Origin of the sequence: Aegicerativicinus sediminis (assembly GCF_015476115.1) — a bacterium.
Classification (GTDB): Bacteria; Bacteroidota; Bacteroidia; order Flavobacteriales; family Flavobacteriaceae; genus Aegicerativicinus; species Aegicerativicinus sediminis.
This window is the reverse complement of the sequence record NZ_CP064295.1, coordinates 3,009,232-3,032,915: the sequence shown is the minus strand read 5'-3', so window position 1 is coordinate 3,032,915 and position 23,684 is coordinate 3,009,232. Positions and strand designations below refer to the sequence as shown.

Sequence of the window (23,684 nt, the reverse complement as noted above, 5' to 3'; positions counted from 1 at the left end):
CTAAAAGACAGATTCCCTCTTTAACATCATATTTTAAAATCAACCTATAATAATTATTTATCTTTAGGGCTATTCAATAATAAAAGGCTAATTCAACCAAAATTTACACATTTAAATGAGATCATTTTTATTCTTACTTGCGGCTTGTGCAGTATTGTCTTTACAAGCTCAAAAATTACCTATGGATTTAGTGAAAAACATGAAACCTCGAAGCATAGGCCCTGGTGGCATGAGTGGAAGGGTTACTGCTATTGATGTGGTAGAAAACAATCCAAATGTAATGTATGTCGGTACAGCATCCGGAGGTTTATGGAAATCTACTTCTGGGGGTATAAAATGGGAACCTGTTTTTGAAAATGAAAGTACTGCTTCCATCGGTTCGGTTGCCATCCAACAAACTAACCCTTCCGTTATTTGGGTAGGTACAGGAGAAGGTAACCCAAGGAATAGTTTAAATGGAGGTTATGGTATTTATAGATCCCTTGATGGAGGAAAATCTTGGAAATTAATGGGTCTTGAGAAAACCCGTCACATACATAGAATTATCATTCACCCATCAAACCCAGATGTAGTTTATGCAGCTGCAATAGGCTCTCCCTGGGGAGAACATCCAGAAAGAGGTGTTTATAAAACTACTGATGGCGGCAAATCATGGACTAACATATTGTTTGCTAATGATAAAACCGGGACCGCAGAATTAATTATGGATCCTACAAATCCAAATAAATTAATTGCAGCCATGTGGGAACACAAACGTGAACCTTGGTTTTTCAATTCAGGCGGACCGGGTTCTGGTCTTCATATTACGCATGATGGAGGTGAAAATTGGACAAAAATTACATCAGAAGATGGTTTACCTGAAGGAGATTTAGGCCGAATTGGAGTTGCCATTGCGCCAAGCTCACCCAATGTTGTTTATGCATTGGTTGAATCAAAGAAAAATGCATTTTATAAAAGTACCGATGGAGGGTTTAACTGGAAAATGGTTAATGACAATATGAATGAAATTGGCAACAGGCCTTTTTATTATGCTGAAATCTATGTTGATCCTCAAAATGAAAATCGAGTGTATTCAATTTTCACTTATGTAAATGTAAGTGAGGATGGAGGAAAAAGTTTTGAGGAACTGATGCCCGCATATGGAGCCAATAATGGTATTCACCCAGACCACCATGCGTGGTGGATACATCCTGAAGATGGAAATTTTTTAATTGACGGAAATGATGGGGGGCTTAATATTTCTAGAGATCGGGGTAAATCTTGGCGTTTTATTGGCAATCTACCCGTAGCTCAATTCTATCATATTAATGTTGATAATGAATATCCATATAACGTATATGGTGGAATGCAAGATAATGGTTCTTGGCGTGGACCAGCGTATGTTTGGCGTGATCAAGGCATAAGAAATGATTATTGGCAGGAAATTAGTTTCGGGGATGGATTTGATGTTGTTCCAGATCCTGAAGATCCAACTGGTGGTTGGTCGATGAGTCAACAAGGTAATGTTATGCGGTACGATTGGGTGAATGGTAATAACTATACTATTAAACCAACCCATCCAGACCCTGAAATTAAGTTAAGGTTCAATTGGAATGCCGCAATTAATATAGATCCATTCAACAGTAGCACTCTATATTTTGGAAGTCAATATGTACATAAATCCACAGACAAAGGTCTCACATGGGAAGTAATTTCCCCCGATTTAACTACCAACGATCCTGAAAAACAAAAACAACATGAAAGTGGCGGACTTACAAAAGATGCTACAGGGGCGGAGAATTATACTACCATAATTGCCATTGAACCTTCACCTGCAGAAAAGGATGTAATTTGGGTAGGTACCGACGATGGAAATGTTCAACTTACTAGAAATGGAGGTGAAAGTTGGACTGAGTTGAGCGCCAACATAAAAGGCCTACCAAAAGGAAGTTGGATTCCACAATTAAAAGCCTCCAAAAAAAATAAAGGAGAAGTTCTTTTAATTGCGAATGATTACCGAAGGTTTAATTACACCCCATATGCATTCAGGACCAAGGATTATGGAAAAACTTGGGAGCGCATTGTAGACGGAAATGATGTTGAAAGTTATACCTTGGCCATTGCTCAAGATCCTGAAGAGGAAAATTTACTTTTTTTAGGAACCGACGATGGTTTATATGTGTCAATGGACGCGGCAAAATCTTGGACAAAATGGACTGAAGGTTTTCCAACAGTGCCTGTAATGGATTTGGTAATACATCCAAGAGAACAAGATTTGGTTATTGGAACATTTGGACGCGCAGCTTGGGTATTAGACGATATACGCCCTCTTAGAGCCTTGGCAAGAGAAAAAAGTATACTTGAAAAAAGCATTGAACTATTCAATCCTCCAACCGCTTATTTAGCTTCCTATCAACAGCCTACAGGTAGCAGGTTTGGGGCCGATGCCGTTTTCAATGGAGATAATAGAGATGGAGGAGCACATATTAAATATTATTTCAAGGCAGAGTCGAAAGATGTTGAAGAAGAAAAAAATACCAACAAAAAATCGGGTGGGAAAAATTCTAATTCAAAAAGCTCAGAGGATACAGAAAAATCGGAAAAGAAGTCTAAAAGTGATAGTTTAATTCTCAACATTTATGACGGAGACCGACTAATTAGAACTTTAAAACAAAAAGCCCCAAAAGAGTCTGGAATCTATACTTGGAATTGGGGGTTAGACGAAAAAGGAGTTGAAGGCCCTTCCCGACGAAATTTTAATAGAGGAAATAGGGAACCTAGAGGCCTTACTGTACTTCCTGGAACATATAAGGTTCAATTGAATTTTGGCGAATACAAGTCTGAAACTAAAATTCAAGTTGAAGCTGATCCTAGAATAAAACCAAGTATGGCCAACTTAAAGGAAGTATATAATGCCGGCAAAAAATTGGAAAAATTAATGGAAGCCACGGGAAAGGCAGTAAAACAATTAAACGAAAATAAAAGTGCTGCAAACAATTTCAAGAAACTCCTAGAAGAAAAGGATAAAAAGTTATATGAAAGTCAGATAAAAGCCTCTAAGGAAATTGTTAAAGAGATCGATTCACTTGTTGCAATTTATTTAGGAAAAGAAGATGACCGACAAGGAATTATTCGTAGTCCAGAAATGAACGTAGGGCAACGAATTGGTGTTGCACGGGCTTATGTTTCTTCTAGACAAACAGGTTTAAATGAAACCGAAAAACGTTTAATGAATCAAGCTAACACTGCCGTTGAAGATGCTATTAAAACAACAAATAATTTCTTCAATAATCAGTGGAAGGCATACACCGACGAAATGGATAAGGTTGAAATTGAACGTTTTAAACCTTCTGAAACAATCAAATTGGATTAATTTTAATCAACATCAAAAAACAATTCTAATGAAAAATCATTTTTTATGCCTATTCCTATTATTGGCTGCACTTTCCTGTAAAACTGATGAAAAGGAAACTGGCAATGCAGAACCAAGAGAAATTGGAAATTATTCCATAGAACAATTTATGGATATAGAGGGAATTGGTGGTGGAAGCTTTTCCCATGACAACTCTAAATTACTTATTGGCAGTAATAGAAGTGGTATTTATAATCTGTATACAGTCCCAATTAGTGGCGGAGAGTTCACTGCTCTAACGGCAACAGATTCTACTTCATTTTTTGCCATATCTTATTTTCCGAATGACGATCGCGTTTTATTTTCTGCAGATGATAATGGCGATGAAAACTCACATATATTTTTACTCGATACAACTGGAACGGTTAAAGACCTTACACCTAAAGATGGTATTAACGCAAATTTTGCCGGTTGGAACAAGGATAAAGACGGATTCTATTTTTTAAGCAATGAGCGTGACCCAAGATATTTTGACTATTACGAAATGAGTTTGGATGGATTCAATTCTGAATTGATTTATAAGAATGAAGATGGAATGAATATAGTCGGTTTGTCTGATGATGAAAAATTCATGGCACTTTCAAAAACCATAAATACCAATGACAGTGACTTATATTTAGTCAATACATCCACTAATGAAAGAACCAAAATAAATGATAGCTTAAGTGGGCATGGATCCATTGTTTTTTCAAAGGACAACTCAAAGATGTATTATACAACTGATGAAGGAGCAAATTTTTCCTATTTGGCATCATATGATTTAGAAACAGGAGAAAAGAATAAAATCCTCGAAAAACAATGGGATATATCAGGTGTTGGTCTAAGTGAAAATGGAACCTATCGTACCGTATTCATCAATGATGATGGTAAAAATGTAATAGAAGTTTATAATGAAGAGACTGGGGAACAAATAGACTTGCCCGAATTTGATAGCGCTAGCATAACTTCGGTTTCTTTCTCTCCAGATGAAAAGTTCATGAGGCTTTATGTTGGAAATTCTAACACACCAAATGATTTATACATTTATAGTTTTGAAAATAAAGGACTTACACGTATTACCCATCGATTGAATAAGGATATAAATCCTGATGATTTGGTGGCCTCACAAGTAATACGATACAATTCTTTTGACGGTACTGAGATTCCTGCAATTTACTATTTGCCAAAACAAGCCTCTGCTGATAACCCTGTCCCCGCATTAGTTTGGGTTCATGGTGGACCAGGAGGACAGACTCGACAAGGATTTAATTCATTCATCCAATATTTGGTAAATAATGGGTATGCTGTTTTAGGTGTAAACAATCGCGGTAGTAGTGGTTATGGGAAGGAATTTTACCTCATGGATGATCTAAATCATGGCGAAAAAGACTTGCAGGATTGTATAGAAGGAAAAAACTGGTTGGCAAAACAACCTGAAATAGACAATTCTAGAATTGGAATTATAGGCGGATCATATGGCGGTTATATGACAATGGCAGCGCTTACGTTCGCTCCAGAGGAATTTGATGTAGGTGTGAATATATTCGGTGTTACTAACTGGTTGCGGACTTTAAAGAGCGTTCCTCCTTATTGGGAATCTTTTAAAACTGCTCTTTATAAAGAATTAGGAGACCCCTATAGTCAAGATTCCGTAAGACTGCGCAAGATTTCTCCCCTATTCCATGCTGAAAATGTCACCAAACCGGTAATGGTACTTCAAGGCGCTAAAGATCCTCGTGTTCTTCAAGTTGAATCGGATGAGATCGTGGAAGCTGTAAGAAAAAATAATGTACCAGTAGAATATGTGCTATTTGAGGATGAGGGTCACGGTTTCGTAAAAAAGGAAAATCAAATTGAAGGCTATGGCAAAATTTTAACCTTTTTAGATAATTACCTCAAAGGAGAAAAGAAATTACAAGACGGAAAAACTGAAAGCGAAGAAATCGAAATTGAAGTAGAAGAATAAAGTAAAAAGGCCGCATTCAGCGGCCTTTTAATCTAAATTTTAAATGTAATTACCGGTAAAATTGAATGATTAGCAATATCCTCCGTAATACTACCACTAAAGAAATGTGACAAACCAGTTCTACCATGTGTTGGTATCGCTATTAAATCTGCATCTATTTTATGAGCAAATTCAAAAACACCATCTTCAATTGTATAATCTGAAATATAATTAACCTTCGATAAAGCATCTAAATTACCTTCTGCCTTTAACAAGAAATCGGTAACCTTATCATCTATTTCCTTACTACTTCTGAAATCTGCATTCGGAAGGTTTACATAAACAAAATGAACCTCCGTTCCCCAATCATTAAATAATTTCTGACTTCTCAAATACACTTCTACCGCTTCATCATCAAAATTGGTAACAAAAACTACCTTGTCAAAAGATTCACCTAAGGGAGGCCCCTTAACGACCAACACAGGGACTTCACTATGACGAACTACTCTTTCGGTATTTGTGCCAACAAAAAATTCATTCATGCCACTTGCACCATGACTTCCCATAATAATCATATCTACACTTCTATCCTCCGCAAGTTTAGCAACTTCACTAAACACCTTAAAATTTTTAATCATTGGCCTTACTGAAACACCTTTAAGATAATCTTTATCTAAAAATTCATTAAAACGCTTTTCTGCCAATTTTAAATAAAATACGGATTTTTCATCCTTGTCCTCGTCAGACGACAATAAGGAGTCATTCAATTCAAGCATGTGCAATGCTAAAATTTCACCACTGTATTTTTTTGCGAGCATCGCGGCAGTTTGTAAAGCGAATTCAGAATATTCCGAAAAGTCTACCGGAACAATTATTTTTTCCATAAATCTAATTTTAACAATTAAAAGATAGAGAATTTGCCTGATACCTGCAATAAGCATTTAATGAACACTTAAAAACATCAGTAAATTTTAATTCGCATAAACAATTTTGAATATAGGAATTAGCACATTCTATTGACAATGTGCGCTTTCCAAAAAAATATTGCGGCAATCCATATAAACCCCAGTATTAATTGCTTTAATATTTGCCAGCAGGCCCTAATTGCTTAATTTTATTACCAACAAAAATTAAAACAAATAACCACACATGAAAACTAAAATTGTAATTACTGCCTTTTTGGCCATAACATTAATGTTCTCTTGTAAAAAAGATAAAAAAGAAGATACTGAAGTAATGGAAACAGAAGCGGTAGAAACTCCTGCGGCGTCTAAACCAACACCTGATGCTAAAAAAGTTAAGGTGAACTTAACATCAAAAAGCGGAAGTAAAGTTACTGGTAATGCCGTTTTTACCGAAGATAATGGAAGTGTAAAAATGGTAATTGTACTTGGCGGATTAGATCAAGGTACACATGCTATCCATTTACATGAAACTGCTGATTGTACTGCTGAGGATGCAACTTCTTCAGGTGGACATTGGAATCCAACAGGTCAACCTCATGGAAAATGGGGTGATGCAAGTGGCTATCATAAAGGTGACATCGGTAACGTTGTAGCTGACGAAAATGGACATGCTACCAAAAATTTTACTACAGATGAATGGTGTATAGGTTGTGGAGACGCTACAAAGGATATTCTTGGAAAGGCAATTATTGTACACCAAGGAGAAGATGATTTTAAAAGCCAACCATCTGGAAATGCAGGCGCAAGAGTGAGTTGTGGCGGCGTAATCGAATAAGAAAAACATACTAATTATAATTAATCACCTATTCTGACAGGAATAGGTGATTTTTATTTCCCATTAACCCATGACATCAAATAACTTCCCTATTATCCCCATTAAACTTAAAGGCGAAACGGTTAAGTTAAAACCTCTTAAAGTTAAACACCGTACCAAGCTATTAGAGGCCGCAGCCGATGGAGAACTATGGAATCTATGGTTTACTTCCGTTCCAAATAAGGATACTATCGATAGCTACCTAGATAAAGCTTGGGTAGAACAAGATCATGGTTCTCAACTTGCATTTGTTGTTTATCATAAAAGGGATAAGAAAATTATTGGCACTACAAGATTTATGAATATAGATCCTACAAATCGTAGATTAGAAATTGGCCATACCTGGTATTCAAAATCCTATCAACGTACACGTGTTAATACTGAGTGTAAATATCTGTTGCTTAAACACGCATTTGAGCATTTAAAATGTATTGCAGTTGAATTTAGAACACATGTGGTCAATAATGCTTCGAGGAATGCAATACAGCGTATTGGAGCAAATGAGGATGGAATCCTAAGGAATCATAGAATATTAGTTGACGGTAAGTATAGGGATACTGCTGTTTATTCAATTATTGAAAGTGAATGGCCAACCGTTAAGAAAAATCTATTGGACAAGTTAAAGGCTTAACCATTTGGTAAAACTCATAACCCAATATAATTACTAAACCTTCTATATTTGTCTCTCTTTAACTTGAGTCATGAATCCATCATCCCAAGGCTGGATTGCCAAATTAGGTTCTATATTAATCAAGCATCCTTTGCACTTTAAGGATTACACGGATTTATATACCCAAATGTGCCTAATGGGGTTCACCTATGGTTTTAACTTGGGAATTCCTCCACAGTTCGGACATAAATCTCACTTTTCGACGGATGAGATGGCAAAAATCAATTTGATGGTAAGTTTATTCCAAATTTACCAATTCAAATTCCCTGAATCTTCTTTTGAGGATTTCAGGATGGCCATCTATGAATTTTATAAGGAATTGGAAGTTTCTGATATGTCGATTTGGAAACGCCTGATGTCTGGATTAGATGCGGGAACAAAACTAGAGAAGTTACTTGATGAAAGGGTTCAATTAAATGACAATCCCTTTACTAGAAATTTTAACGCTATTCTTGCAAATTCTCTTCTTTACGTAGATGTCTTAACATTTAAGGCAAGTTTAGAGGAACCGACAAAAGTGAAAATGTACGCTGCAAAGCTGGAGCATGCTATTATGAATTTGTCTTATGAATATCTAAATGAATTTGCTGACGGTACCCATAGAAAACAATTCTACGATGATTCTGTCCGCTATGCTAACACAAAAAATATAGACTTTACAAAAGCTTATCGCTCCAGTTTAAATGAATTCACCATAGAAGAACGACGATATCTATTAGATTTGGGATGTATGTTGGCTTGGGAAGATTCAACAATAGATTTTTCTGAAAGTGTCTTTTTAAAAAGCCTATGTTCTGATTTGCGATTACCTATTGAACAGATCTCAGATTCTTTGAATATCATCAGAACATTTGTAAAAACGCATCCTGAATACAAACGTTTATTAAGCCAAACCCATCCCCTAGGAAACTTTTATGGCAACTCTGTTCAACTGGTCAGTAAACTAATAAAACGCAACAGCAAACGGTTAATAAAGGAAATACAAGGCAGCAAAGAATTGATGGTTTTGTTATCTAAATCCCGTTCGAGAAACCTTACCAAAGAGGAACAGAAGAAAATTCAAAACCAATTATTAGACCTTATTAAAACAATTCCTAGCTTGGCTATCTTTATATTACCAGGAGGAGCAATATTACTACCAATCTTTGTTAGGTTAATTCCTAACATGTTACCTTCAGCCTTTGATGATAATAAAATAAATAACTAATATACAGTATTTTATATTTAATTATCTAAACAAAACATTTAAATTATAACCACTCCCTAAAATTCTTAACGCGTTCTCTGGCTACTATGATTTCCTCATCTTTATAGGTATTTAATTTTATCCTAAGTCGAGAATTGGTGTAGTTAATAATATCTACGATTGCATTTATATTCACGTAGAAAGTTCTATTAACTCTGAAGAACACAGAAGGGTCTAATTCCCCCTCTAATTGGTCCAAAGTCTGATCAATTAAAAACGAGCGTTTATTATTGGTATATAGATAGGTTCCTTTGTTTTCTGAATAAATGCATTCGATGGAATCCGCATCCACCAACTTTATGTGCTGCCCAATTTTTACGGTGAATCGTTTTTTATACTCCTTTTCCTTACCTCCAACAAGTAAACTTTTAATCTGCTCCAAATTCAAACTTGAGGTTTTGAATTGATTTCGAAGAGCCTTAAATTTTTCAATGGCAGCTTGCAATTCAGCTTCTTCAATTGGTTTTAACAGATAATCGATGCTATTCAGTTTAAACGCCCGTAATGCGTACTCATCAAAAGCAGTAGTGAAAATAATATGAGAATTTATGGACCTACCCTCAAAAATATCAAAAGAAAGCCCATCGCTTAGTTGTATATCAAGCATTATAAGGTCAGGATGGGCATTTTCATCAAACCATTTGCCGGCTTCCTCTACTGAATGTAATAAACATACAACCTCTAAGCCAATCGTTTGAAGCATACGCTGCAATCTTCGGGCAGACGGTTTTTCATCCTCTATAATTATAGCCTTCATGACAACCTTGCTTATAAATTTTAAAAATTCATTTTATCCCGATCCATATACTCCTTAATCTTTCGTTCTTCCCAGCGTTTTGAAAAAACGAAATTAGGCAAGAACACGCTCATTGCGTGGAACATAAGCCCGATTCCCCAAAAAAAAGCTGTAGAGAAAGTACCGAAATTAAAAAAGTTTCCGCCAGATTGCATCCCTATTAAAATGATCAAGAATATATTGATGATAACGTAAACTGCTAAATGCCTGTAAAATCCTTTGAGTTTATCTAATTTCTTTTTAGCCCTATAAAAGGCTTCATCATTCTTCCAATCACCTTTAGAAGGTGACTCTAAACGCTTTAATCTATCATATTTTTCCATAATACCTTTCTTTGAAATGATAACCTCTATTTAAAATTGGTCTTTTTCTTCGTTCATATATTTCTCAATGACTCTTTTTTCCCAAGACCTTCCTAGAAAACCATTGCTGACGAATAACTTAACTGCCTGGAATCCCAATCCGATTAACCAACCCAATAACGGAAACCAGAACCACTTAAATTCCCAATAGGTTTTGTAATTAATAAAAATTAAAAATGGAATAACCACAAAAAAGGATAAAAAGGAAAAATAAAATTCCTTCAACTCATCTACGTGCTTTCTTGCACGCATATAACTGTCTTGGTAATTAACTGAATTAGATTCCATGATTAAAACATTTTTAGTTAGTAAAGGCAAACCAACCCTAAACAATTGGTCTGTTTGCTCGAAAAGAATTGATTTATTGGTAAAGAGCGAATAACGTTCCTTAATATTATTTAAACCTACCCCGCTTCCCTTTTTCAAGGTTTCCTTAGGCTGTAGATTATTTTCTACAAATAAGTAGCCGTCTTGCTCATAAATTTTAATTTTTAAAGGTCTTGAACTTGTCACGGAATTGTGTTTAACAGAATTTTCCAACAATAATTGCAAGGACAGTGGTACGACCTGATATTCTGGGTTTTTGGAACGTTCAGGTAACTCAAATATAAGACTGTCCTCAAATCTCATTTTAAGAAGAGACATATAGATTTTAGCAAATTCCAACTCCTCGTCCAAAGAAATTATATATTTATCTTTTTGTTCAAGTACATATCTGTAAACCTTTGATAATGAAGTAGTAAAATCAGTAGCTTTATTTGGATTTTCTTCAATTAAACTAGTTAATACATTTAAGCTATTAAATAGGAAGTGCGGGTCTAATTGACTTTTTAGGGCATCCAATTTTGCGGTAGCAGTTCCAGCGATTACCTTTTGCTCTATAACTTTTTCTTTCTGACGTTCCCTAAAATGATAAGCTAGGTAAAATCCAAAAAATACGATTAGAGCTATAGTGGTTGAAATTAAATATGTCATCCCGGCCTCTTTTTCTGTTTGAAGAAAAACAGAGAAAGTTTCATGCTCCCAAACCATTTCATGGAACATTCTTATAAAGAATATAGCGGTTAAAGTCACTAATGCACAGCCAATAAATGAAAAAAGAAGTCTAAATTTTTGGTATTTCTTCCATTGTAAATTATTGACATACTCAAAAAAATAGCCATTGGCCATTGTAAGGCCAATAGCATAAAGCATTTGGTATTTTAAGGCATATAATATATCGCTAAAGGTGGCCAGTGGGCTACCATCAACCAACCGTATGACTTGGTTAACCAAGGTTAGGAAGACGCCCAACCCTATACCAATACCAATTATTTTTATAAACCTTATCATTAATTAATTTCCATTATTAATTCTCATTGAACTGTATACTTTCAAATTTACCATTCAAATATCTATAAGTCTAAAGGGATTAGAAATAATTTAATGACCAACCGTAATAAATGATCCCTCAATTGTAAAAATTATCTAGAAAAAAGAAAATTGTACATTTAGCTGAATCAACTAACTGTATGATATGTTTGTAGGTCATTATGCCGCCGCCTTCTTAATAAAGGGTAAAGAACCACGATTATCCCTAGGGACTTTATTTTTAGCAGTACAATTTGTAGATATACTATTTTTCCCATTTGTTTTAATTGGTTTGGAACATATTGGGTTTGTTGAAGGAATTACAGAGGTTAATAATTTTGATTTTTACCATTACCCTATTACGCATGGTTTCTTAGCGACCTTACTTTGGGGTATAATAACCTATGTTGTTTTTGCAAACGTATTGTATAAGAATACATCAGGTAGAAAAAGAATAGGATTGTTTGCCGCTTTGGCAGTAATGTCTCACTGGTTGCTAGATTTAATTGCCCATATACCAGATTTACCATTGATTTGGGGAGACCCTAAATTTGGTCTAGGCCTCTGGAATTATAAATTAATGACCTTTTTAGTAGAATCAGGATTGGTGTTGTTGGGCCTGGTGTTTTATATGCTACATTCCGAACGAATCAGGAAATCTGGAGGGTATGCCGCAACATCATTGGCCCTTTTTCTTATACTCCTCAATTATCTCAATTATTATGTGCTTCCTTCGGAAGAAAACGTAGTAAAATTGACCTTTTCAGCACTCACCTCCTATTTTGTCCTAGCAGGCATTGCCTTCTTAGTAGACACTAAACGACGATAAATTAATACCAACAAATTAAAAAAAGCGGCCCGAAGGCCGCTTTTGGTTGGTTATTAATCAAATTTATTATCACTTCCTATCGGTTGCGATAATCTTTTTAACAGTTTGTTCCCTGTTAGAGGTCACCTGCATAAACAAGACTTGGTCTTGACGCTGTCTCATTTGGAATGTTTCTAAACCATCCTCACCTTTATGGTATCCTTTGATTTCTTTATCCATTACCAAAGAACCTTTAAGGTCGTAGAACTTAATAGAAACATCAGTGTCATAATCAAACTTATAACGTACGTTTAATACTCCGTCATGAGGGTTTGGATAGGTTAATATATCCATTCCAAGCATTGCAGAACTATTTGTAGTTTCCAAATTATTTGTTGGAACAACACCAGATGGCAATCCACAGGTATTATTACATTCGTTAAACGCTGTTAATGGCTTGATATATTCTGATAGTGTAGCTGCATCAGCATCTCCTGATAAACAGAAATCAATGGCACAAATTTCATTTGCACTTGCATCTGGAGTTCCATTGAAGATATCAGGAACATTAACTCCGTTGACTACATCTATACATGTCATATCACCAATAGTTAAATTGCCAAAATCTACACCATTAAACATTAGGTTTAATTTAGCCGCTAAAATATGGTGTAACAATGTTTCTCCATTAGGGAATGGAGCAAAGTATTCAGCAATAGCCACAACATCAGGAGTACAACCACTAGGGGTTTTATTTCCTCTTGTATCACTACTATATTCAAACAAACAAGAAATATCTGAAGCTGAAAGAGTATAGTGCTCCCCACATAGGATAAATCCTATATTAGCTGTCTCACCTGAACAAGTACGTTCACCCTTATACTTGGTAACCGTACCACCTAGCAATCCACAAATCTCTTCAGGATGGTTTTTCCAGAAACCTGGAGTCCAAGTACATTGGTCAACACAAGGTTCTGAATTGAAACTTAACTCACAGTCAGATTCACATTCATCCAAATATGTCAATTTTAAATAAACTGTAAATGAAGGATCCGTAATATTAGTAGCAGTTACTTTATCTGCAGTGTTATCAGGGGTATTAGTTCCTTGAATAACAAATATTATACCTGCATCTGAACTGGTCCATTCAACGTCATAGTCAGAATCACCAACATAATCTGTAGGTATTTCAAAATCAATAGTCTCACCTAAACAAATAGTAGTGCCTCCGGGTACTTGACTTATTATTGAACAAGTAGGGTTCGCGTTGATGATCACATCGGCGTCCACCTGGCAGCCGTTGTCGTCAGTATAGGTGATCGTGACCGTACCGTCCGAGACCGCTGTAACCAAACCGTTGTCGTCGACCGTGGCTATGCCAGTGTCGGAGGAGACGTATGGGTTGGAGGCAGCAGGGGTGCCGGAGCCATCCAGGTCTATCGTGCTCTTTGTAGACAGCGTGCCGTCATCGTATAGGCAGATCTCGCCGCCGCTCATCGTAGGGTTCGCGTTGATGATCACATCGGCGTCCACCTGGCAGCCGTTGTCGTCAGTATAGGTGATCGTGACCGTACCGTCCGAGACCGCTGTAACCAAACCGTTGTCGTCGACCGTGGCTATGCCAGTGTCGGAGGAGACGTATGGGTTGGAGGCAGCAGGGGTGCCGGAGCCATCCAGGTCTATCGTGCTCTTTGTAGACAGCGTGCCGTCATCGTATAGGCAGATCTCGCCGCCGCTCATCGTAGGGTTCGCGTTGATGATCACATCGGCGTCCACCTGGCAGCCGTTGTCGTCAGTATAGGTGATCGTGACCGTACCGTCCGAGACCGCTGTAACCAAACCGTTGTCGTCGACCGTGGCTATGCCAGTGTCGGAGGAGACGTATGGGTTGGAGGCAGCAGGGGTGCCGGAGCCATCCAGGTCTATCGTGCTCTTTGTAGACAGCGTGCCGTCATCGTATAGGCAGATCTCGCCGCCGCTCATCGTAGGGTTCGCGTTGATGATCACATCGGCGTCCACCTGGCAGCCGTTGTCGTCAGTATAGGTGATCGTGACCGTACCGTCCGAGACCGCTGTAACCAAACCGTTGTCGTCGACCGTGGCTATGCCAGTGTCGGAGGAGACGTATGGGTTGGAGGCAGCAGGGGTGCCGGAGCCATCCAGGTCTATCGTGCTCTTTGTAGACAGCGTGCCGTCATCGTATAGGCAGATCTCGCCGCCGCTCATCGTAGGGTTCGCGTTGATGATCACATCGGCGTCCACCTGGCAGCCGTTGTCGTCAGTATAGGTGATCGTGACCGTACCGTCCGAGACCGCTGTAACCAAACCGTTGTCGTCGACCGTGGCTATGCCAGTGTCGGAGGAGACGTATGGGTTGGAGGCAGCAGGGGTGCCGGAGCCATCCAGGTCTATCGTGCTCTTTGTAGACAGCGTGCCGTCATCGTATAGGCAGATCTCGCCGCCGCTCATCGTAGGGTTCGCGTTGATGATCACATCGGCGTCCACCTGGCAGCCGTTGTCGTCAGTATAGGTGATCGTGACCGTACCGTCCGAGACCGCTGTAACCAAACCGTTGTCGTCGACCGTGGCTATGCCAGTGTCGGAGGAGACGTATGGGTTGGAGGCAGCAGGGGTGCCGGAGCCATCCAGGTCTATCGTGCTCTTTGTAGACAGCGTGCCGTCATCGTATAGGCAGATCTCGCCGCCGCTCATCGTAGGGTTCGCGTTGATGATCACATCGGCGTCCACCTGGCAGCCGTTGTCGTCAGTATAGGTGATCGTGACCGTACCGTCCGAGACCGCTGTAACCAAACCGTTGTCGTCGACCGTGGCTATGCCAGTGTCGGAGGAGACGTATGGGTTGGAGGCAGCAGGGGTGCCGGAGCCATCCAGGTCTATCGTGCTCTTTGTAGACAGCGTGCCGTCATCGTATAGGCAGATCTCGCCGCCGCTCATCGTAGGGTTCGCGTTGATGATCACATCGGCGTCCACCTGGCAGCCGTTGTCGTCAGTATAGGTGATCGTGACCGTACCGTCCGAGACCGCTGTAACCAAACCGTTGTCGTCGACCGTGGCTATGCCAGTGTCGGAGGAGACGTATGGGTTGGAGGCAGCAGGGGTGCCGGAGCCATCCAGGTCTATCGTGCTCTTTGTAGACAGCGTGCCGTCATCGTATAGGCAGATCTCGCCGCCGCTCATCGTAGGGTTCGCGTTGATGATCACATCGGCGTCCACCTGGCAGCCGTTGTCGTCAGTATAGGTGATCGTGACCGTACCGTCCGAGACCGCTGTAACCAAACCGTTGTCGTCGACCGTGGCTATGCCAGTGTCGGAGGAGACGTATGGGTTGGAGGCAGCAGGGGTGCCGGAGCCATCCAGGTCTATCGTGCTCTTTGTAGACAGCGTGCCGTCATCGTATAGGCAGATCTCGCCGCCGCTCATCGTAGGGTTCGCGTTGATGATCACATCGGCGTCCACCTGGCAGCCGTTGTCGTCAGTATAGGTGATCGTGACCGTACCGTCCGAGACCGCTGTAACCAAACCGTTGTCGTCGACCGTGGCTATGCCAGTGTCGGAGGAGACGTATGGGTTGGAGGCAGCAGGGGTGCCGGAGCCATCCAGGTCTATCGTGCTCTTTGTAGACAGCGTGCCGTCATCGTATAGGCAGATCTCGCCGCCGCTCATCGTAGGGTTCGCGTTGATGATCACATCGGCGTCCACCTGGCAGCCGTTGTCGTCAGTATAGGTGATCGTGACCGTACCGTCCGAGACCGCTGTAACCAAACCGTTGTCGTCGACCGTGGCTATGCCAGTGTCGGAGGAGACGTATGGGTTGGAGGCAGCAGGGGTGCCGGAGCCATCCAGGTCTATCGTGCTCTTTGTAGACAGCGTGCCGTCATCGTATAGGCAGATCTCGCCGCCGCTCATCGTAGGGTTCGCGTTGATGATCACATCGGCGTCCACCTGGCAGCCGTTGTCGTCAGTATAGGTGATCGTGACCGTACCGTCCGAGACCGCTGTAACCAAACCGTTGTCGTCGACCGTGGCTATGCCAGTGTCGGAGGAGACGTATGGGTTGGAGGCAGCAGGGGTGCCGGAGCCACCAGGTCTATCGTGCTCTTTGTAGACAGCGTGCCGTCATCGTATAGGCAGATCTCGCCGCCGCTCATCGTAGGGTTCGCGTTGATGATCACATCGGCGTCACCTGGCAGCCGTTGTCGTCAGTATAGGTGATCGTGACCGTACCGTCCGAGACCGCTGTAACCAAACCGTTGTCGTCGACCGTGGCTATGCCAGTGTCGGAGGAGACGTATGGGTTGGAGGCAGCAGGGGTGCCGGAGCCATCCAGGTCTATCGTGCTCTTTGTAGACAGCGTGCCGTCATCGTATAGGCAGATCTCGCCGCCGCTCATTGATAAATTACATACAATAATTCCTTGATCATCACCGTCATCTTCATCATTTGGATCTTGTGTTGAATCTGGATCCTCTGAACCAATTCCTCCAGTTCCATTTGAATCAGCAGGATTTCCAGGTGTGGAATCTATATCTAGTTCTGTTTGACTTGCAATTGATGCAATATTTACATAAGGCGTTTCTCCATCTCCACATGCAGCTCCATCAAGAACTGTCGTAATCAGTGTCAAGTCAACGGTTTCCCCCGGATTTATGGTGTTAATTGTCCATTCTAAAGTAGCATCATTATGAGTATCCCCCCCACTCATTGAAACAAATGATAATCCACAAGGTAAAACATCTTTCACCACAACATTTGTTGCAGGATCCTCACCATCATTGGAAACTGATACTGTCCAGGTTACGTTATCACCTACATAGTAAGGTCCATCTGCTACTGTTTTTACTAAGGATAAATCAACTAAATTGAGATCTCCAATTTTTTTGAAAGGTACTGTTTGAGCACCTCCCGGTACAGCTTCGGCAGGATCTACAGGTACATTACCATTTATATAAGTCAAGCGTGCGTCGGCCAAATCTCCTTGAAGATTTCCCGTTGGACCCCAAGTACCCGCTAAAATAGAGGCAATATCACAGCCAAGAAGCACATCAACACGGACAATAACTTGTTCTGCTCTCTCTAAATCTGTAACTATAATAGTTCCTGTCGTGTAAGAACCAGCTGTATAAACGGTTCCATCACCTGGTGGTACGCCGGGACAATTTGTACCAGTACATTCATTAATTAAAGTTGCGGTACTTCCACCATCATCCATATTCCCAGTATCGGCATGATTTCCTTCTATTAAATCTACAACCGTACCATAATTAATTCCGACATAAACGATGTCCACTATACCTACACCAGGTTGCCCAGTTGTATCCCCTAGAAATGATAAATCCAATTCAATTGTTTGAGGACCATCATCTTGAGCAGATTGTGTATCATCTACGGTGACAGCAACGAAATAGGTAACAATATCCCCACAGGAAAAATCTCCTCCTTCCAATGACTCAACAGTATCGTCTGCTTTTCCTATTGTCCGGTCATCATATGCTCCACCACCTACAGCATGATCATAGGTAAATGGTGCTGCTGCTATGAAATCCAATGAAAAGTCTCCATTAGCAAACATCATACTAGGAGCATAAGATGAATTTAATTGTACTAGGTTGGACCTATCAGATTTTTCAACTGAAATTAAATCTGATGATGCATAATCAGCATTGTCCGAAAGTAAGATTACGGGTAAGTGCTGTGAATGATACACCCCATCAGCATCTTGATAAATCAATCCGTTTTCTCCAATAGTGGAGGCGTTTAATTGACTCAAATTACCGAGGGTGAAAAATATCGCCAATAGCGATGTCAGAAAAAGTTTTGGTAATGAAGAAACTTTTCCAAAAGTAAAAATTTTCATAACTCTTGAGTTTTGATTAATAGCTGTTAGCCATACACAAGAGTGTAAGAACGCGTTAGTTGGGGTATCTCGGCTACCACAAATACATAGCCATGTAACAATTCAAATGTGGGGGAATACTATTATTCTTTTAAGGGGAGCAATAACTGTAAGTAACAGTAAAGTTCTTGGTGGGGAATCCTCTCAATTATTTATTGCGAGGACATTAAAGATAATCTAAAAAAAGAACTACAACAAAAAAAATTTAAGACAAAATACAAGTAAGTAAGAAAAAACCTTCATAAATGAAGGTTTTTTCTTATAAAATTATGTTCGTTGTCGATAATTAAATATGCGCTTAAGTTTTTTCTTACAAACTATTTGACATCCATCAACTCAACATCAAAAATAAGAGTGGCATTTGGTGGAATTACACCACCTGCACCTCTACTGCCATAACCTAAATCTGAGGGGATCACCAATCTAGCCTTATCACCGACTTGTAACAATCCAATGCCTTCATCCCAACCAGATATCACCTGACCTACGCCAACTTGAAAATCTAAAGGTTGGTTACGTTTATATGAGGAATCAAAGACAGTACCATCTGCCAATTGACCTTTGTAGTGAACCGAAACTTTTTTTCCTTTTTCAGCCTTAGCCCCTGAACCCTTCTGAATAATTTTATAACGTAGGCCTGAAGATGTTTCATCAAAACCTGCCGCTAACTTATCTAATTCTGCTTTCTTGGCTTCCTTTTCTGCCGCAATTCGCTTTTCACGTGCACCTTCGAACGTCCTAAAGGCCTCAACAGCGTTAAAGTTTTTGGCCTCTTCACCTTGTCTTATAATTTCAATGTGTTCGATCGTATCTCCTTGAGCAATATTGTCAACGATATCCTGACCCTCAACAACATTACCAAAAACGGTATGGTTATTATCTAACCAAGGTGTAGCTACGTGCGTAATAAAAAATTGACTTCCGTTTGTGCCAGGACCAGCATTTGCCATAGACAAGACACCAGGACCCTCATGCTTTAAATCTGGATGGAATTCATCGTCAAACTGATACCCAGGGTTTCCTGAACCAGTTCCTAATGGACAGCCTCCTTGAATCATGAAATCAGGAATTACCCTGTGGAACTTTAATCCGTCATAATATGGTTTACCTTGAGGTTTAGCTGAATTTTCAAGATTTCCTTCTGCCAAAGCCACAAAGTTGCCAACAGTTCCTGGAGTTTTGTCAGCATGTAATTTTATAAGGATATTTCCTTTGGTCGTTTCAATTTGAGCGTATAATCCGTCTTGCATGTTTATGAATTTTAAGGCTGCAAAGATAAGTAATAAAACAAGAAAGCCGGGTTACAAGATTGTTAAGTCTCGTAACCCGGGCTTCATCATTTGCGTGAACAATTAATTTGCTACTTCACTAATAAATTTTATTCGGTATAAACGCAATTCCTCATCGTCATAATCACCGTCAAATTCATCAATAGCCTCTGAAATCTTATCCGAATCGGATTCCATAAAATAATCATGGATTTCTTCCTGCTGATCTTCATCCAATATATCATCTATCCAATACCCTATATCTAATTTGGTACCTGAATACACAATGGCTTCCATTTCTTTTATAAATTCAGTCATCTCCATTCCCTTGGAAGATGCAATGTCATCTAATGGAAGCTTTCTATCTATGTTTTGAATGATGAATAGTTTCAAAGCAGAATTGGAACCTGTGGATTTAACCACTAAATCTTCTGGTCGTGTAATATCATTATCTTCAACATATCTTGAGATAAGTTCCACAAAGTCTTTACCATACTTTTTCGCCTTGCTCTCTCCTACTCCATGAACATTACTTAGCTCTTCTATTGTAATAGGATATTTCAATGCCATATCCTCTAAAGATGGATCTTGGAATATTACAAAAGGTGGTACACCCATCCGTTTGGAATTTCGTTTCCTTAAATCCTTCAGCATTTTCATCAAGGCTTCATCTGCAACCGCTCCACCACCTTTTCCAGCAGTGATAACTCCATCGTCACCCTCATCTTCATAAATATGGTCTTCGGTCATCATAAATGAAGTTGGATTTTTTATAAAATCCTTTCCAGATTTGGATAGACGTAGTACTCCATAGGTTTCTATATCTTTTTTCAAATGACCCGAAACCAACAACTGTCTTATAAGAGCCATCCAATACCGTTTCTCCTTGTCTTTACCCTTTCCAAAAAAAGCTTGGGTATCTGTTTTATGCGAAGTTATTAGTGCATTAGACTTACCAACTATTACATGAACCAGATCTTTAGATTTATATTTTTCATTAGTCTTAGCCACGGTATCTAAAATTACCACTACATCATCTTTGGCTTCATGTTTCTTTTTAGGATTACGGACATTATCATCCATATCTCCACCTTCACCCGTTTCATTGTCGAATTCTTCTCCGAAGTAATGCAGGATGAATTTTCTTCTAGATATGGAGGTTTCAGCAAAGGCAACCACTTCTTGTAAAAGAGCATGACCAATTTCTTGTTCAGCCACAGGTTTCCCTGCCATAAACTTTTCTAACTTTTCAATATCCTTATAGGAATAATAGGCTAAGCAATGGCCTTCACCCCCATCCCTACCAGCTCTACCGGTTTCTTGGTAGTAACTTTCAATACTTTTAGGAATATCATGGTGAATAACAAAACGCACATCTGGCTTGTCGATTCCCATCCCGAATGCAATGGTTGCTACGACCACATCGGCATCCTCCATTAAGAACATATCTTGATGCTTTACCCGTGTCTTTTGATCTAGCCCTGCATGGTAAGGGACGGCATTAATATTGTTTACCTGCAGAACCTGGGCAAGTTCTTCAACCCTTTTCCTACTGAGACAATAAACAATCCCTGACTTATTAGGATGTTGCTTAATAAAGCGAATTATATCGGCATCTACATTCTTTGTCTTTGGTCGAATCTCGTAAAAAAGATTTGGTCTATTGAAAGAGGCCTTAAAAACATTCGCATCTGTCATATCCAAATTCTTCAGGATGTCTTCCTGAACCTTTGGAGTAGCCGTAGCGGTTAAAGCAATAATTGGAATATTCTCGCCGATGCGTTTTATAATGTGTCGCAGATTGCGATATTCTGGTCTAAAATCATGTCCCCATTCACTGATACAATGCGCTTCATCTACTGCCAAAAACGAAATGGGTACGGATTTCAAGAATTCAACATACTCATCTTTTGTAAGTGACTCTGGTGCCACATATAACAATTTTGTGATACCATTCCTAATATCACTTTTAACCCGTTTTATCTCAGTTTTGTTGAGTGAGGAATTCAACACGTGCGCTACACCTTCATTTTCAGATACTCCCCTAATTGCATCTACCTGATTTTTCATCAAGGCAATAAGAGGAGACACCACAATAGCAGTCCCATTTTTAATCAAGGCGGGTAATTGGTAGCACAAAGACTTACCACCACCCGTCGGCATGATTACAAATGTATTATGGTCATTAACAATACTCTCTATTACTCCTTCTTGTAAGCCTTTAAATTTTGAAAATCCGAAGTAAGTTTTGAGCGCAGCATGTAGGTCAATTTCTTTAATGCTCATTAATCCCTATTAGTATTTTATTTACATTTGCATTCCACTAAAGGTAACAATTTCTTTAATCGCATCAAACCGAGCATAACAAAATTTTGAACACCTCCGAGTCAATCCTTACCATTGCGAAAAAGACCATAGAATTAGAAAGCCAGGCCATCCTCAACTTGAGCAACTTAGTTGATGAGGATTTTGAAAATGCCGTTTCCTTAATTTACAAATCAAAGGGAAGGGTTATTATTACTGGGGTTGGCAAGAGTGCTATAATCGCGAACAAGATTGTGGCAACCTTAAATTCTACCGGCACACCATCTATATTTATGCACGCAGCTGATGCCATACATGGTGATTTAGGTCTTATTTTGAAAGATGACATTGTAATCTGTATCTCTAAAAGTGGTAACACACCAGAAATAAAAGTATTGGTGCCACTCATTAAAAATGGTGGAAATAAACTCATTGCAATTACAGGTAATCCTGATTCATTTTTAGGAAAACAGTCTGATTTTGTACTTAATTCTTTTGTAGACCAAGAGGCCTGCCCAAACAATCTTGCACCAACCACCAGTACTACCGCCCAATTGGTTATTGGAGATGCCCTAGCGGTATGTTTGGTTGAATTAAGAGGGTTTTCAAGTAAGGATTTTGCAAAATACCATCCAGGAGGATCCCTAGGCAAAAGGCTTTATTTAAGAGTAGGCGATTTATCTTCTTTGAATAAAAAGCCGTGTGTAGATATTGAAACAAATGTAAAGGATGTAATTATTGAAATATCCGAAAAGATGCTTGGTGTTACCGCTGTTGTTGATAAGAATAAATTGGTTGGAATAATTACCGATGGTGATTTGAGGCGAATGCTAACAAAAAATGAAACCTTTACCCATTTAAAGGCAAAAGACATTATGAGCACCAATCCGAAACGCATTGCAGAGGATGCAATGGCTGTTGATGCCTTGGATGTTATGGAAACCTATAATATCACTCAATTGTTGGTTGAACAAGACGGCTCTTACGTTGGTGTGGTACATTTACACGATTTAATAAAAGAAGGTATCATCTAATGGCGAAAAAAAATGTGAATGAGATGTCCTTTTTGGATCATCTTGAGGATTTACGTTGGCACCTTATTCGGGCAACCCTTGCAATTGTGATTGCTGGAGTAATAGCTTTTTTATTCAAAAGTTTCATCTTCGACGTCATTATATTGGGTCCGAAACAAATGTCTTTCCCAACATATAAGTATTTGTGCAAGATTTCGCAATTCATGAATATTGATACGACTTTTTGCGCAGAGGAATTTCCATTTATTATTCAGAACCGGACAATGTCTGGCCAGTTTTCCGCTCATATTTGGACTTCCATTTACGCAGGGCTGGTAATTGCTTTTCCGTACGTTTTATACCAGTTATGGAGTTTTATAAGTCCTGGTTTACATGATAATGAAAGAAAGCATTCTCGCGGATTTATTTTAGTGTCTTCGCTTCTATTCTTTATAGGCGTATTATTTGGATACTATGTAATAACTCCACTATCAATAAACTTTTTGGCAACTTATTCCGTTAGCCAGGAAATTGAGAACCAAATAGACATTGGTTCCTATATTTCACTGGTTAGGTCTTCTGCAATTGCATCAGGATTTGTTTTTGAGCTTCCTATCGTTATTTATTTCCTAACTAAGGTTGGTTTAGTAACTCCCCAATTTTTAAAGAAATATAGGAAATATGCTTTAATCTTGGTATTGGTACTTTCAGCCATTATTACTCCTCCTGACATTGCTAGCCAGATTATTGTGGCAATTCCGATTTTGATTTTGTACCAAATAAGTATATATATTTCTGCCTTGGTGGTTAGAAACCAGAAAAGGGCCGCAAAATCCAAAGAACTAAAAACTAAATAAAT

The 23,684-nt window shown here is 39.3% G+C and carries 16 protein-coding genes and 1 pseudogene; 8 read left to right on the top strand and 9 right to left on the bottom strand.

All coding sequences use genetic code 11. From position 1 onward, the window contains the following. Nucleotides 1–115: 115 nt before the first annotated feature. Entirely contained in the window at nucleotides 116–3,352 is a 3,237-nt protein-coding gene (locus ISU00_RS13085; protein ID WP_228851117.1) for a WD40/YVTN/BNR-like repeat-containing protein, read from the top strand. A 28-nt stretch (nucleotides 3,353–3,380) separates the two neighbouring features. Continuing rightward, nucleotides 3,381–5,336 carry a S9 family peptidase gene (locus tag ISU00_RS13080; protein WP_228851116.1) on the top strand — a complete coding sequence of 652 codons (1,956 nt, stop codon included), beginning with the start codon at nucleotides 3,381–3,383 and terminating at the stop codon, nucleotides 5,334–5,336. 32 nt (nucleotides 5,337–5,368) lie between these two features. On the opposite strand, the gene ISU00_RS13075 is transcribed toward ISU00_RS13080, so the two are convergent. Further along, complete coding sequence (locus ISU00_RS13075) at nucleotides 5,369–6,199, bottom strand: universal stress protein (RefSeq protein WP_228851115.1); 831 nt, start codon at nucleotides 6,197–6,199, stop codon at nucleotides 5,369–5,371. A gap of 265 nt (nucleotides 6,200–6,464) precedes the next feature. On the opposite strand from ISU00_RS13075, the gene ISU00_RS13070 reads away from it, so the two are divergent. From ISU00_RS13070 to ISU00_RS13060, 3 genes are all read left to right on the top strand, one after another. After that, entirely contained in the window at nucleotides 6,465–7,055 is a 591-nt protein-coding gene (locus tag ISU00_RS13070; RefSeq protein ID WP_228851114.1) for a superoxide dismutase family protein, read from the top strand. A gap of 70 nt (nucleotides 7,056–7,125) precedes the next feature. Beyond that, entirely contained in the window at nucleotides 7,126–7,725 is a 600-nt protein-coding gene (locus tag ISU00_RS13065; RefSeq protein WP_228851113.1) for a GNAT family N-acetyltransferase, read from the top strand. A 70-nt stretch (nucleotides 7,726–7,795) separates the two neighbouring features. Further along, nucleotides 7,796–8,971, top strand: coding sequence for an LETM1-related biofilm-associated protein (locus ISU00_RS13060; protein WP_228851112.1), 1,176 nt, complete (start codon nucleotides 7,796–7,798; stop codon nucleotides 8,969–8,971). A 43-nt stretch (nucleotides 8,972–9,014) separates the two neighbouring features. Here the strand turns inward: ISU00_RS13060 and ISU00_RS13055 are convergent, their stop codons facing one another. From ISU00_RS13055 to ISU00_RS13045, 3 genes are read right to left on the bottom strand one after another with little or no spacing between them, the layout of a single operon-like run. Further along, nucleotides 9,015–9,767: a LytR/AlgR family response regulator transcription factor gene (locus ISU00_RS13055; protein WP_228851111.1), complete on the bottom strand. Its 753-nt coding sequence runs from the start codon at nucleotides 9,765–9,767 to the stop codon at nucleotides 9,015–9,017. A 20-nt stretch (nucleotides 9,768–9,787) separates the two neighbouring features. Continuing rightward, on the bottom strand, nucleotides 9,788–10,129 hold the full coding sequence (locus ISU00_RS13050; protein ID WP_228851110.1) for a 2TM domain-containing protein: 342 nt from the start codon (nucleotides 10,127–10,129) through the stop codon (nucleotides 9,788–9,790). A gap of 30 nt (nucleotides 10,130–10,159) precedes the next feature. Next, nucleotides 10,160–11,500, bottom strand: coding sequence for a histidine kinase (locus ISU00_RS13045; protein WP_228851109.1), 1,341 nt, complete (start codon nucleotides 11,498–11,500; stop codon nucleotides 10,160–10,162). Nucleotides 11,501–11,684: 184 nt separating this feature from the next. Between ISU00_RS13045 and ISU00_RS13040 the strand changes: the two genes are divergently transcribed. Then, nucleotides 11,685–12,347, top strand: coding sequence for a hypothetical protein (locus tag ISU00_RS13040; RefSeq protein WP_228851108.1), 663 nt, complete (start codon nucleotides 11,685–11,687; stop codon nucleotides 12,345–12,347). A 69-nt stretch (nucleotides 12,348–12,416) separates the two neighbouring features. Here ISU00_RS13040 and ISU00_RS17715 read toward each other — a convergent pair whose 3' ends face one another. The 5 genes and pseudogenes from ISU00_RS17715 to recQ all read right to left on the bottom strand — a co-directional run bounded on the left by ISU00_RS17715 (nucleotide 12,417) and on the right by recQ (nucleotide 21,794). Beyond that, nucleotides 12,417–15,524 carry an Ig-like domain-containing protein gene (locus tag ISU00_RS17715; protein WP_394368537.1) on the bottom strand — a complete coding sequence of 1,036 codons (3,108 nt, stop codon included), beginning with the start codon at nucleotides 15,522–15,524 and terminating at the stop codon, nucleotides 12,417–12,419. Nucleotides 15,525–15,578: 54 nt separating this feature from the next. Beyond that, nucleotides 15,579–16,385, bottom strand: a pseudogene (locus ISU00_RS17710) (Ig-like domain-containing protein); the annotation flags it as partial. A 130-nt stretch (nucleotides 16,386–16,515) separates the two neighbouring features. Beyond that, entirely contained in the window at nucleotides 16,516–18,201 is a 1,686-nt protein-coding gene (locus tag ISU00_RS13030; protein ID WP_228851106.1) for an Ig-like domain-containing protein, read from the bottom strand. A gap of 356 nt (nucleotides 18,202–18,557) precedes the next feature. Next, nucleotides 18,558–19,490 carry a peptidylprolyl isomerase gene (locus ISU00_RS13025; protein WP_228851105.1) on the bottom strand — a complete coding sequence of 311 codons (933 nt, stop codon included), beginning with the start codon at nucleotides 19,488–19,490 and terminating at the stop codon, nucleotides 18,558–18,560. A gap of 102 nt (nucleotides 19,491–19,592) precedes the next feature. Then, on the bottom strand, nucleotides 19,593–21,794 hold the full coding sequence (gene recQ, locus ISU00_RS13020) for a DNA helicase RecQ (protein ID WP_228851104.1): 2,202 nt from the start codon (nucleotides 21,792–21,794) through the stop codon (nucleotides 19,593–19,595). An 86-nt stretch (nucleotides 21,795–21,880) separates the two neighbouring features. On the opposite strand from recQ, the gene ISU00_RS13015 reads away from it, so the two are divergent. Next, nucleotides 21,881–22,846 carry a KpsF/GutQ family sugar-phosphate isomerase gene (locus ISU00_RS13015; protein WP_228851103.1) on the top strand — a complete coding sequence of 322 codons (966 nt, stop codon included), beginning with the start codon at nucleotides 21,881–21,883 and terminating at the stop codon, nucleotides 22,844–22,846. Then, the gene (gene tatC / locus ISU00_RS13010) at nucleotides 22,846–23,682 is read left to right on the top strand and encodes a twin-arginine translocase subunit TatC (protein ID WP_228851102.1); all 837 of its coding nucleotides are present in this window, start codon (nucleotides 22,846–22,848) and stop codon (nucleotides 23,680–23,682) included. Before ISU00_RS13015 ends, tatC begins: the two co-directional genes overlap by 1 nt. Nucleotides 23,683–23,684: the final 2 nt, after the last annotated feature.

Excerpts from the sequence above, each read along its gene's own strand:
- ISU00_RS13085 (WP_228851117.1), top strand. The coding sequence starts at position 116 with ATGAGATCATTTTTATTCTTACTTGCGGCTTGTGCAGTATTGTCTTTA.
- ISU00_RS13080 (WP_228851116.1), top strand. The coding sequence starts at position 3,381 with ATGAAAAATCATTTTTTATGCCTATTCCTATTATTGGCTGCACTTTCC.
- ISU00_RS13075 (WP_228851115.1), bottom strand. The coding sequence starts at position 6,199 with ATGGAAAAAATAATTGTTCCGGTAGACTTTTCGGAATATTCTGAATTC.
- ISU00_RS13070 (WP_228851114.1), top strand. The coding sequence starts at position 6,465 with ATGAAAACTAAAATTGTAATTACTGCCTTTTTGGCCATAACATTAATG.
- ISU00_RS13065 (WP_228851113.1), top strand. The coding sequence starts at position 7,126 with ATGACATCAAATAACTTCCCTATTATCCCCATTAAACTTAAAGGCGAA.
- ISU00_RS13060 (WP_228851112.1), top strand. The coding sequence starts at position 7,796 with ATGAATCCATCATCCCAAGGCTGGATTGCCAAATTAGGTTCTATATTA.
- ISU00_RS13055 (WP_228851111.1), bottom strand. The coding sequence starts at position 9,767 with ATGAAGGCTATAATTATAGAGGATGAAAAACCGTCTGCCCGAAGATTG.
- ISU00_RS13050 (WP_228851110.1), bottom strand. The coding sequence starts at position 10,129 with ATGGAAAAATATGATAGATTAAAGCGTTTAGAGTCACCTTCTAAAGGT.
- ISU00_RS13045 (WP_228851109.1), bottom strand. The coding sequence starts at position 11,500 with ATGATAAGGTTTATAAAAATAATTGGTATTGGTATAGGGTTGGGCGTC.
- ISU00_RS13040 (WP_228851108.1), top strand. The coding sequence starts at position 11,685 with ATGTTTGTAGGTCATTATGCCGCCGCCTTCTTAATAAAGGGTAAAGAA.
- ISU00_RS17715 (WP_394368537.1), bottom strand. The coding sequence starts at position 15,524 with ATGAGCGGCGGCGAGATCTGCCTATACGATGACGGCACGCTGTCTACA.
- ISU00_RS13030 (WP_228851106.1), bottom strand. The coding sequence starts at position 18,201 with ATGAAAATTTTTACTTTTGGAAAAGTTTCTTCATTACCAAAACTTTTT.
- ISU00_RS13025 (WP_228851105.1), bottom strand. The coding sequence starts at position 19,490 with ATGCAAGACGGATTATACGCTCAAATTGAAACGACCAAAGGAAATATC.
- recQ (WP_228851104.1), bottom strand. The coding sequence starts at position 21,794 with ATGAGCATTAAAGAAATTGACCTACATGCTGCGCTCAAAACTTACTTC.
- tatC (WP_228851102.1), top strand. The coding sequence starts at position 22,846 with ATGGCGAAAAAAAATGTGAATGAGATGTCCTTTTTGGATCATCTTGAG.